The following is an 11,538-nucleotide window of genomic DNA, read 5'->3' on the forward strand; positions in this document are numbered from 1 at the left end:
AATGAATATATTAAATGAGAGATTTATCTCAAATTTATATACTTAAAATTACTTATTTGGTGTTCATTGCGCTTATTTAGCCGATTAAACCTGTTTGACCGAATAGCCTGTTTAACCGAATAAATGCAGCAATATCGGGAACAGGAACGGAGCCAACAATGAGGTAATGATCCCGCAAATCACCAATGCCAGTGAGCTAAATGCGCCTTCTTGAAAATCGACTTCAGCGCAGCGGGCGGTACCCAATGCGTGAGAAGCGGTCCCCATAGCTAACCCGCGGGAGGCTTTAGTGACAATTCTTAGCCGATTAAACAAGGTATGGCCGAATACTGCCCCTAAAATTCCGACAAAAATCACGCAGACGGCGCTGATAGCCGGAATGCCGTTTATAGAATCTGCCACTGCCATCGCGATAGGCGTGGTGACAGACTTCGGTAATACCGATGCGGCGATCTCCGGTGTTGCTCCCATCCATAAGGCTATCGCGGTGCCGCTGACCATCGCCGTGATGCTGCCGATAAAACAAATGGTGATAATGGATTTCCAGCGTGCGCGGATCTGGTGCAATTGCTCATACAACGGAAAAGCGAGCGCCACTACTGCTGGTTGCAGCAGGTCATTCAGAATTTTGCTGCCTTTAAAATAATTGGCGTAGGGCATATGGGTCAGCAGCAGCAAGGGAATGATGATGACCATAGATACCAGCAATGGATTGAGCAGTGGCATTTTCAACCAAATCGCCAGCTTACGCGCGCCAAAGAACACCAGCAGCGTTAAAGGCAGCGACCACCAGATATGCTCCATTATTTGTCCTCCGACTGTTCATCTACCGAACCGACGATCTTGCGTTCCCGATGGACAAACTGCGAGCTGTAACCCACCACGATCATGACCACTAACGTACTGATAAAACACGACACAATAATAGGACCAAACTGTTTACTGAGCTGGTCGTAATACTGCATCACGCCGACACCAATCGGTACAAAAAGCAGTGCCATATAGCGGATCAGAATATGACAGCCGGGTTTGACCCAGCGAGACGGCAGGATTTGCGAAGACAGCAGGGCGAACAGAATCAACATGCCAATAATACTGCCCGGAATGGTCATTGGCAGCAGCGCGGACAGTGCGTTACCCGCCCATAAACACAGGTAAATAAAGATAAAGGCCCGTAGGTATTGCCAGCAAAGTGTAATCACATTGCGCATAATAAGTGTCCTAAGTAACGGAGGCATTCATCATACAATTATGCCGAGAAATGTGCTACCGATCACACCATGAATTATATCTATGCTTTTATGCCATTTGCGATGGCACACTTTCGTGACGCTGGCATGACCCGCGCCCGGTTGAGCTAGATTTTTTCTGATGATTGATTAAATACATTATCCTGCGCTTTTGCCAACTGATAACCGCGATAGAAAAAGGCCAAACCGAGTAATGCTGCCACCATCAGCATCACAAACATCATTTCCGGCGCGGCGTAGGCCAGCAAAAATCCGCACATCACCGGATTGATAGCTCCCCCCAGATTGCCTAGATTTTGTGCCCCGTAATAGCTGCCTTTCAAATTCGCAGGAGCAATGAAGTCGATGAATAAATACTCCACTGGAATCACGATAATCTCGCCAAAAGAGAAGATGGTCATCGCTAGCATCCACATCGGAATAGAACCCTGAGCGGTCATAAAGCCTAACAGACCCACAATAAAGAACAGAGTACCGAGCATCAGCCAGCGTATTAGGTTCTGCTGATTCATACGACGACTTAATAAATACTGGAACGCAATCACAATCACGGCGTTGACCGTCATGATCGACCCTATCACTTGATAGGCAAATTTCGCGTTGGAAACGGTGATCAAATATTGCGAAAGGTAGCCAGTAAATTGCCCGAAGACGACGGCGCTCAACATGCTGCCGAGCGTGAAATAGACCAAGCGTTTATCCTGACGCAGAATGCGGAACGTTTGGGCGAAATTCAGCGGCGCAACGCTTTTGAGTTCAAGACTATCTTCCCGCTCTGGCGGGATGCCGAATTTGTCTAACAGAAATATCAGTGTGATAGCGACGGCTAAAGCCAGGCCACCAGACATCAAAAAAGGCAGCATAGGGCTGAACGCCGCCATCAGCACGCCCAGCGCCGGGCCAACCGCCCAGCCAACGTTAACTAACGTATAGTTTGCAGAGAAAGCTTTGATGCGCTGAGCCACCGGTAGCCAATCGGCGAAGCAGGCTTTGACCGCAATGCTAAATACCGAATAGGCCGAATGTAGCACTGCCAGCACTAAAATAATCCACGCCGGTTGTTCAATCCACGGCAAGGCAAAGAAGGTGAGGGCAAACAGGGCAATAGCCACAAAAATCAGATGATTTTTATTAAACTTATCGACCAGAAAACCGCCGTACAGGCTGGCAATAATCCCCAGAGTCAGGCTGGCACCCAAAACTAAACCGACGCGATCCGGCGCTAGCTGGAAGTGTTCTGCCAGATAAATGGTAATAAAGGGCAACGTAATGGCACGCCCAATAGTCAACACTAATGAAGACAGCAGAAGTGTGACCACCAACGGAGGAAATCCTTTCATAGTGTTATCTTTTTATTATGTTAATTGAATGTGACAATGGCTCAGGCAGATACCATAGACGATTGTAATAATAAAAAGAGAGGGGGAACGGAAAATATTTTTAGAAACAGCAGATCAACCTGAATCGATCCGCTGGTAGCAGCGCGTTATCCTAAATATTCGATAATAGAAAGACCGCCGTTGTAATCCGTACTGTAGATAATTCCTTGCGCATCGACAAAAACATCGCAGGATTGAACTACCTGCGGGCGATCCGGTCGCTTATCCATCATTTTAGTCGGCGCAGCGGGCACCAATGCGCCGGTTTCCCTCGGCTGGTATGGATTACTGATATCGTAGGCTCGCACACCGGCATTTTGGTAGGTGGCAAAAATCAGCGACGAGCTGATAAAACTGCCGGGACGGTTTTCATGCAAATTATGTGGGCCGAAATGTGCGCCTTTTTTGACGTAATCCCGTTCATTTGGTACCGGAAAGGTGGAAATGCTAATGGGGTTACTCGGCTCGCGAATATCAAAGACCCAAATGTGCTTTTCCCCGTCTTCCTGATTATCCAATACCGCTTCGTCCAATACGATCAACAGATTTCTGTCAGGCAACGGCAGTGCAGTGTGAGTGCCACCGCCAAAAGGTGGGCTCCAGTTACGATGGCAAATCAGTTTTGGCTGGTAGCGATCGCTGACGTCCAACAGCGTCAAACCGCCGTCGCGCCAGCTTCCGTAGGCGGTATCCCCGCTGATAATGGCATGGTGCAGCGCATAGCGCTGACCGTCTGGCCAGCTTGGTGTTTCTCCGCCAGCGCTATGCATGCCCGGTAGCCAATAACGGCCAGCCACCGCTGGATTGCGTGGATCGGCCATATCGATAGTCAGGAAAATATAATCGCTGTAACCATCCAATAAGGCTGAAACGTAGGCCCAACGTCCGCCAACGTAAACTATTCGGTGAATTCCAATTCCATCCAACGGTAAAAAGCCGATTTGTCGCGGCTGGTCGGGAATGGAAATATCAAAAATTCGTAAGCCCGCGCTCCAGTTTCGCTCCCCCTGCCGGGTATTGACGGTTTTGCCTACCGATTGAGTGTAATAGACTTTTTCCTCGGCAAAACTAGCGTCAGCAAACAGATCTCGGGCATTAATCACCAATAGCAGATCGTCGTGAGTTTGTAGATGCACGTTCCAAGTATTCGGCGGCGCAGGGATAAAACCGCTGGGGCGCGGATTTTTTGCATCCCGAACGTCAACGATTGATACACCTTGAGAAACCATATGGCCGATATAGGCGTAGCCGCGATGCACCATCACCTGAACGCCATCAGGCCGCCCGCCCTGATCGCTATGGCCAATCAGCCGCATATTGCGGCTGTATTCTGGCTTTGGTAGCGAGCTGTGGGTTGTCATAAGTTTGCTCCGCGGTTATTGACCATTTTTGGCCGCCAGCGTGGCGAACCAAGGGGAATTAAAATCGTCAGATTGACCCCAGCCCGGAATAATTTTGCTCAGACTGGCGACGTTAACCGGCCCCGGCTGACTGGCGAGCAGAGCCTGAGGAATGGCGGCCGCGCGGAATTCATAGGTTGGCGGAGTTGCCTCTCCGGCAATTTTTTTCGCCACCAAACGCAGGTTAACCGCCCCAATTAACTTAGGATCAACCGCTACGCTGACTTTCCATGGACTATTTGCTTCGCGCATCAATTGCAAATCTTGATTTGAAATATCAATGCTATACAGTTTGATCTCATCGCGGCCATTTTCTTTCAATGCCTTGTAAGCACCTTGAGTAAAGGCATCCCAGGTGCCCCAAATAGCATCGATTTTTCCTTTTGGATACTTCGCCAAAACCGCGCCCACTTTATTCGCCGTGTCTCCCTGTACGTCAGAGGAGACGGCACCGATAGATTCCAGCTCATGAATGCCAGGATGCTGTTTTAGCAGCGCCTGATAAGCGGCCTGGCGGCGTTCCATCGGCGGGAAACCGGCAACCCATAGCTTGATAATATTGGCGTTGCCGTTGAAATCTTTCACTAACTGGCCGAATGATTCGTTAGTTAATGAGGCGTCATCTTGCTGCGTGAGGGTAACGCCGGGAATATTGCCTGAAACCGCGGTATCAAACACGGATACCGCGATGCCACTGGCGGCAATACGTTTCACCAGTTCGGTAGAATAGGGATCGCGGCCTTGAGACAAGATAATGCCGTCGTATTTTTGGCTAATAGCCTGATTGACGAAATCCTGAAAACGCGCGTCATCCCCGTTACTGAGGAAGGTATCGACTTTAAAACCCAGTTTTTTACCTTCTTTTAATACGCCGGAAAGGAACTGAGTGGTGTTGTCATCCGAACCCAGGTTGCGGATGACCGCAATTTTAATTTGTCCCTGATGATTAGCGATAGCGTTTGGCACCGGCGCCAATGTCGTGCTTTCGGCGGCAAAAAGCGGCAGGGTGGTAAGCAGGCTCAAAGCCAGCAAAGGGGGGGCAATTTTCTTCATCAGGGGCTCCGTTGTGATGTTGGTAATGTGTGCAAGCAAAGGGTAACTGATTTTGTTTTTATGGCTACCTTTACGTCTAGACGTCCAGATGGTGTTTTGCATCATAACCAATTATTTTTTGATAAGGAATTAACTTTGTTATGAATTTTTGGATTTATTTATATCTTTTAGTTTGGCAGCAGTCGTCACGCCGTTTGCAGCAATTCTGTTAGAAAAAGGCATATCGGCGGAAAGCTAAAAACCAGCTGAAAAGCGAGGTTAGTCGACTATCGGAAAAGGTGATGAATGGGTACTGCGATATCTATTAAGGATCGCAGAACAGAGAAAAACCTTGTGAATAACAATGTTGTTTTGGTTTTCCAATAAGTACCTATTGATAGCACTGCATTTTTTCTATTTTTGAATTATCTACGGTATTATTGGTCAGATATTGACGTAAAGTTTATGTGATGTTCATTAAGTGAATTAAATAAATAAAAACTAAACAGTAGTTAAACAAAATGGCTTATGCCAGCCTCCTGTTAGTCAATAAAAATAGACAGCGCTAAGGGAATAGAAGTCACCATGGGTAAAGTTAGCAAGCTATTCAATCGGTCTGGAGCCGATAACCATTCGATATTTAACTATACTGATGCAGGAAACTTCTACTCGGGTTTGAGTGATAACTTATCTTTCTACTCTATGTCGCGTGGAGAGTTTTTTATTGTTTTTATGCGCTATATATTGGTGCAACCGTTGCTGCTGATTTTGCTGGATGTGTTATGGCCAGAGCAGTTTGATGATTTAATCGTTATTTCCGTACAGTCGTGGCCAGCGCTCTTGTCTTTGGTGCTGCTGATGCCGTGCTACTACCGCCTAAGATCACAGGGTTTAAGTCCCTACCTGCTCCTGGTGCATTTGTTTCCACTGATTAGCTATCTTCCTCAAAATATGTTTACGCTGCCTTTATGCGGCGCATTTATACTTTATCTGTTATTTATCAATATTTATCCGGGTTATCATTTGGACTGTGAGCGGAAAACAGAACTGAAGAATGAGCAACCAGGAGAATATCCATTTGGATTGACGTTTGTTTGTTTTTTAGTCTTGAATTTATTACCCTTTCTTTATTTGGATATGGATGACGCCGCCATTTTGTTAATTATGGTTTCGTGGATCTCTTTCCTGTTAACCAAGTTTCACTGGCCAGTTGTGGTGATAAATATTGTTGGTTCTGTGGGTGTTTTTCTTTTCCTCAGCTCTGATTTCTCAGATTTGAAGCATCATAAGAATATTATTATTAATGCGGTGATAAAAATATCACTGTTGGATTCAGTGTTATTTCTGATGTTTTCCCTCAGCCTGTTCCTGAATATGTTGTTCTGGCTGGAAGAGTACCAGCGGGATAAAGGGAAAGTGGTGAAGCAATAGCGAGAGTAATAATACTCTTTATTTCAATAGGATAAAAAAATGCCGGTCAGGTTTCCCCTCCGGCATTTTTATTTCTTGCCAGCCACACTAACCCGGCTGGTAAACTCAGAACTTATTTAACCTGCATACCAGGCTGAGCGCCGCTGTCTGGGCTAAGCAGGAAGATATCTTTCCCACCTGGGCCTGCGGCCATCACCATACCTTCGGAAATACCGAAGCGCATTTTGCGTGGAGCCAGATTAGCTACCATGACGGTCAAGCGGCCTTCTAACGCTTTAGGATCGGGATAAGCGGAGCGAATACCAGAGAATACCTGGCGAGTTTCACCGCCAAGATCCAGAGTCAGTTTCAGCAGCTTATCGGAACCTTCAACGAAATCAGCTTGTTTGATCAGCGCGATACGCATATCAACTTTGGCAAAATCATCGAAATTAATAGTGTCCTGAATAGGATCATCTGCCAACGGGCCAGTAACGACGGCGGCGGGTGCCAGATTTTCTTTAGAATCGCCAACCATCTCGTTTACTTTATCCAGATCGATTCGGTTAAACAGCGCTTTAAACGGACTAATCTGATGATTTAGCAACGGTTGCTCAATACTATTCCAGGTCAGTTCGGTATTGAGGAAGGCCTCAGTACGTTCAGTCAGCGCGGGCAGCACGGGTTTCAGGTAAGTCATCAACACGCGGAACAGGTTAATGCCCATAGAGCAAATAGCCTGTAGATCGGCATCGCGGCCTTCCTGCTTCGCGACTACCCAAGGTGCTTGCTCATCCACATAGCGGTTAGCCACGTCAGCCAGCGCCATGATTTCGCGAATGGCTCGACCGCTTTCACGGCTGTTGTAAGCCTCGGCGATAGATGCTGCTGCATCGATAAAGGTCTGATATAGCTCAGGATCGGCCAGTTTATCGGCTAATTTACCGTCGAAACGTTTATTGATAAAACCGGCGTTACGTGAGGCCAGATTCACCACTTTATTCACGATATCGGCATTCACGCGCTGTACGAAGTCTTCCAGATTCAAATCGATATCATCGATGCGTGAAGACAGTTTCGCCGCGTAGTAATAGCGCAGGCAATCGGCATCCAGATGTTTCAGGTAGGTGCCCGCTTTAATAAAGGTGCCGCGAGACTTCGACATTTTAGCGCCGTTAACCGTGACATAACCGTGTACAAACAGGTTAGTTGGTTTGCGGAAGTTACTGCCTTCCAGCATGGCCGGCCAGAACAGGCTGTGGAAGTAAACGATGTCTTTACCGATAAAGTGGTACAGCTCGGTGGTGGAGTCTTCACGCCAGAATTCATCGAAATCCAAATCGCCGCGTTTGTCGCACAGATTCTTAAATGAACCCATATAACCGATAGGCGCATCCAGCCACACATAGAAATATTTACCCGGCGCGTCCGGTACTTCAAAACCGAAGTAAGGTGCATCGCGGGAGATATCCCATTGTTGCAGACCGGAATCGAACCATTCCTGCATTTTGTTTGCCACTTGTTCTTGCAGTGCACCGGAGCGAGTCCAGGCCTGAAGCATTTCGCTGAATGCAGGCAAATCGAAGAAGAAATGTTCGGATTCACGCATTACCGGCGTAGCGCCGGAAACGGCAGATTTCGGCTCGATAAGTTCAGTCGGGCTGTAGGTCGCGCCGCAGACTTCACAGTTATCGCCGTATTGATCCGGAGCTTTACACTTCGGACAGGTACCTTTTACAAAGCGATCCGGCAGGAACATGCCTTTCTCAGGATCGTACAGCTGAGAAATGGTGCGGTTCTTAATAAAGCCGTTTTCTTTCAAACGACGATAAATCAGGCTCGACAGCTCGCGGTTTTCATCACTGTGAGTGGAGTGATAGTTGTCGTAGCTGATGCCAAAACCGGCGAAATCCTGTTGGTGTTCCTGGCTCATCTCCGCGATCATTTGCTCAGGTTCAACGCCCAATTGCTGTGCTTTCAGCATGATTGGCGTGCCGTGGGCATCATCCGCACAAATGAAATGAACCTCATTGCCGCGCATTCGCTGGAAACGGACCCAGATATCAGCCTGGATGTGCTCGAGCATATGACCGAGATGAATAGAACCGTTAGCGTATGGTAGCGCGCACGTCACCAATAATTTTTTCGCGACTTGAGCCATAGTAGGAAATTGCTTTCTGTAATAGGAATAAGGGGTCTTTGATGTTAACCGATTCGGCCGGTTGTCGCTAGGGTCAGCGGACGACTGGCGGCGCTTAAGTCAAATCAGCGGGCTTTGACGCAGTTTTTCTTTATGAACTCCACGCGATTAGCCGAGTTCTGATATGCTAAAGCTTATTGTCTTTAGGTTAATAACGATAAATTCAAGGAGCCGGGATGAGCCCAAAATCCCCCGAGCAGACCACCCCTGACCTGCTGCAATCTCAAGTTTCCAAGGTGCTTACCACCTTCACCCATCCGACGCTGCAAAAAGACCTGATCACCCTGCGCGCTTTGCATCACTGTGCGCTGTTGGATAATGTGCTGCATATCGAACTGATTATGCCTTTCGCCTGGCAATACGGATTTGAAACGCTGAAAGAAACCGTCAGCGGTGAGCTATTACAGCTAACCGGTGCCAAGGCGATCGACTGGAAGTTATCGCACAATATTACGACGCTGCGCCGTGCCAACGATCAGCCGGGGGTAAAAGGCGTGCGTAATATCGTCGCCGTCAGTTCCGGTAAAGGCGGGGTAGGGAAGTCGAGTACCGCGGTTAATCTGGCCTTAGCGCTAATTGGGGAAGGCGCTAAAGTGGGCATTCTGGATGCGGATATTTATGGCCCGTCGATTCCAAACATGCTGGGTACGATGAATGAGCGCCCAACTTCGCCGGATGGCAAGCACATGTCGCCGATCCAGGCTCATGGGCTGGCCACTAACTCTATTGGTTATTTGGTGACAGACGAAAACGCCATGGTGTGGCGCGGGCCGATGGCCAGTAAAGCGCTGATGCAGATGTTGCAGGATACGCTGTGGCCGGATCTGGATTACCTGGTGATCGATATGCCTCCGGGCACCGGCGATATTCAACTGACGCTTTCGCAGAATATTCCGGTTACCGGCGCGCTAGTCGTAACCACGCCGCAGGATATTGCCCTGATCGATGCGATGAAAGGCATTGTGATGTTTGAAAAAGTGAATGTGCCGGTGCTGGGTATTATCGAAAACATGAGCATGCATATTTGCAGCAACTGCGGTCATCTGGAGCCAATATTCGGCACCGGTGGGGCAGAGAAACTGGCCGAAAAATATCACTGCAAGCTATTGGGGCAAATTCCACTGCATATCTCTTTGCGTGAAGATTTGGATCGCGGCGAACCGACGGTTATCAGTCAGCCTGCCAGCGAGTTTACCGATATTTATCGCCAACTGGCTTCAAACGTGGCGGCAGAAATGTACTGGCAAGGTGAAGCCATCCCGACGGAAATTTCTTTCCGCGCGCTATAAGATCTTCCCTAGAGCCAAAATGGCCTGTCCGTGCCTTACGCGCAGGCCATTTATTCTTTCAGCCAGGTTTTAGCCTTAAAATTCTGCTGCCAATGGGCTTATTTCCCCATTCTGCCAAATAATTCACCTATCTGGCCTGCATTGCTACGCCTTAGCGCTGGCGTCATGCCAGTGAACTCCTTATAATTGGCGCGTTCTTAGCACCCCCGTGCTTTGCCCCCCTTCACACTACGTAATCAGGTCTTTAATTTTATGACTGACAAGGCACATCAGTGCGTCATTATCGGGATTGCCGGCGCATCTGCCTCCGGGAAGAGTCTTATTGCCAGCACGCTGTATCGCGAATTGCGTGAACAGGTTGGCGATCAACATATTGGTGTTATTCCAGAAGATAGCTACTACAAAGATCAAAGCCACCTGTCGATGGAAGAGCGTGTTAAAACCAACTATGACCATCCCAACGCTATGGATCACAATCTGCTGCTACAGCATTTGCAATCGCTGAAAGCGGGCACCGCGATTGAATTGCCGCTGTATAGCTATACTGAACATACGCGTAAAGAAGAAACCGTTCGTCTCGAACCGAAAAAAGTGATTATTCTGGAAGGCATTTTGTTGCTAACTGATATTCGCCTACGTCAGGAAATGAACTTCTCTATTTTCGTCGATACTCCGCTGGATATCTGTCTGATGCGGCGAATGAAGCGTGACGTGAACGAACGCGGTCGCTCCATGGAATCGGTGATGGCGCAGTACCAGAAAACCGTGCGTCCAATGTTCCTGCAGTTTATCGAACCTTCCAAGCAGTACGCTGACATTATCGTACCGCGCGGCGGCAAAAACCGTATTGCCATTGATATTCTGAAAGCCAAACTTAGCCAGTTCTTCGAGTGATATCCGTCTGGATCTTTGCTCTTTTCTATGGCAGTTTTTGTAACATACGAATTTAAATGGAGATTTGATCGATGAGACTGTGCGATCGTGATATAGAAGCGTGGTTGGATAATGGCAAGCTGGTTATCACTCCACGTCCGCCGGTAGAACGGATCAACGGCGCTACAGTCGATGTTCGCTTGGGCAACCAATTCCGCGTATTTCGCGGTCATACGGCGGCATTTATCGATTTAAGCGGCCCGAAAGATGAAGTCAGTGAAGCGCTGGATAGAGTCATGAGCGATGAGATTATCTTGCCGGAAGGTGAGGCATTCTTCTTGCATCCAGGTGAGCTGGCGCTGGCCGTAACCCTCGAATCAGTCACTATTCCCGATGATTTGGTCGGTTGGCTGGACGGGCGTTCCTCTTTGGCTCGTTTAGGGTTGATGGTTCACGTTACCGCTCACCGAATCGATCCCGGCTGGCAAGGGCGTATTGTGCTGGAGTTCTATAATTCCGGTAAGCTGCCGCTGGCACTGCGTCCGGGGATGTTGATTGGCGCACTGAGCTTCGAGCCGTTATCTGGCCCGGCAGCGCGCCCGTATAACAGCCGTCAGGATGCAAAATATCGTGGTCAGCAAGGGGCGGTTGCCAGTCGTATCGATAAAGACTAAGTCGCGTTAGCCTGTATTCCTGTTTGGACAA

At 48.4% G+C, this 11,538-nt stretch carries 9 protein-coding genes and 1 pseudogene; 4 read left to right on the forward strand and 6 right to left on the reverse strand.

The window, feature by feature from the left end:
• Positions 1 to 111: 111 nt before the first annotated feature.
• From ACQ4OC_RS00615 to ACQ4OC_RS00635, 5 genes are all read right to left on the reverse strand, one after another.
• A complete protein-coding gene (locus tag ACQ4OC_RS00615) occupies positions 112 to 804 on the reverse strand; it encodes a CidB/LrgB family autolysis modulator (RefSeq protein ID WP_064512736.1) in 693 nt (230 codons plus the stop codon).
• Positions 804 to 1,211, reverse strand: coding sequence for a CidA/LrgA family protein (locus ACQ4OC_RS00620; protein ID WP_064512737.1), 408 nt, complete (start codon positions 1,209 to 1,211; stop codon positions 804 to 806). Before ACQ4OC_RS00620 ends, ACQ4OC_RS00615 begins: the two co-directional genes overlap by 1 nt.
• A 146-nt stretch (positions 1,212 to 1,357) precedes the next feature.
• Positions 1,358 to 2,590 carry an MFS transporter gene (locus ACQ4OC_RS00625; RefSeq protein ID WP_064512739.1) on the reverse strand — a complete coding sequence of 411 codons (1,233 nt, stop codon included), beginning with the start codon at positions 2,588 to 2,590 and terminating at the stop codon, positions 1,358 to 1,360.
• A 146-nt stretch (positions 2,591 to 2,736) separates the two neighbouring features.
• Positions 2,737 to 3,990, reverse strand: coding sequence for an LVIVD repeat-containing protein (locus tag ACQ4OC_RS00630; protein WP_064512742.1), 1,254 nt, complete (start codon positions 3,988 to 3,990; stop codon positions 2,737 to 2,739).
• 15 nt (positions 3,991 to 4,005) lie between these two features.
• Positions 4,006 to 5,082: a sugar ABC transporter substrate-binding protein gene (locus ACQ4OC_RS00635; protein ID WP_120805975.1), complete on the reverse strand. Its 1,077-nt coding sequence runs from the start codon at positions 5,080 to 5,082 to the stop codon at positions 4,006 to 4,008.
• Positions 5,083 to 5,646: 564 nt separating this feature from the next.
• On the opposite strand from ACQ4OC_RS00635, the gene ACQ4OC_RS00640 reads away from it, so the two are divergent.
• The gene (locus ACQ4OC_RS00640) at positions 5,647 to 6,492 is read left to right on the forward strand and encodes a hypothetical protein (RefSeq protein WP_084414267.1); all 846 of its coding nucleotides are present in this window, start codon (positions 5,647 to 5,649) and stop codon (positions 6,490 to 6,492) included.
• A 112-nt stretch (positions 6,493 to 6,604) separates the two neighbouring features.
• On the opposite strand, the pseudogene metG reads toward ACQ4OC_RS00640, so the two are convergent.
• Positions 6,605 to 8,644: pseudogene (gene metG, locus ACQ4OC_RS00645) on the reverse strand (methionine--tRNA ligase); the annotation flags it as partial.
• 203 nt (positions 8,645 to 8,847) lie between these two features.
• Between metG and apbC the strand changes: the two are divergent.
• The 3 genes from apbC to dcd all read left to right on the forward strand — a co-directional run bounded on the left by apbC (position 8,848) and on the right by dcd (position 11,507).
• Positions 8,848 to 9,960: an iron-sulfur cluster carrier protein ApbC gene (gene apbC / locus ACQ4OC_RS00650; RefSeq protein ID WP_120805977.1), complete on the forward strand. Its 1,113-nt coding sequence runs from the start codon at positions 8,848 to 8,850 to the stop codon at positions 9,958 to 9,960.
• A gap of 252 nt (positions 9,961 to 10,212) precedes the next feature.
• Entirely contained in the window at positions 10,213 to 10,854 is a 642-nt protein-coding gene (udk, locus tag ACQ4OC_RS00655; RefSeq protein ID WP_064512750.1) for a uridine kinase, read from the forward strand.
• Positions 10,855 to 10,925: 71 nt separating this feature from the next.
• Positions 10,926 to 11,507, forward strand: coding sequence for a dCTP deaminase (gene dcd, locus ACQ4OC_RS00660; RefSeq protein WP_430970840.1), 582 nt, complete (start codon positions 10,926 to 10,928; stop codon positions 11,505 to 11,507).
• Positions 11,508 to 11,538: the final 31 nt, after the last annotated feature.

Origin of the sequence: Yersinia sp. J1, from assembly GCF_050586585.1 — a bacterium.
In the GTDB taxonomy this organism is placed as follows: domain Bacteria; phylum Pseudomonadota; class Gammaproteobacteria; order Enterobacterales; family Enterobacteriaceae; genus Yersinia; species Yersinia entomophaga.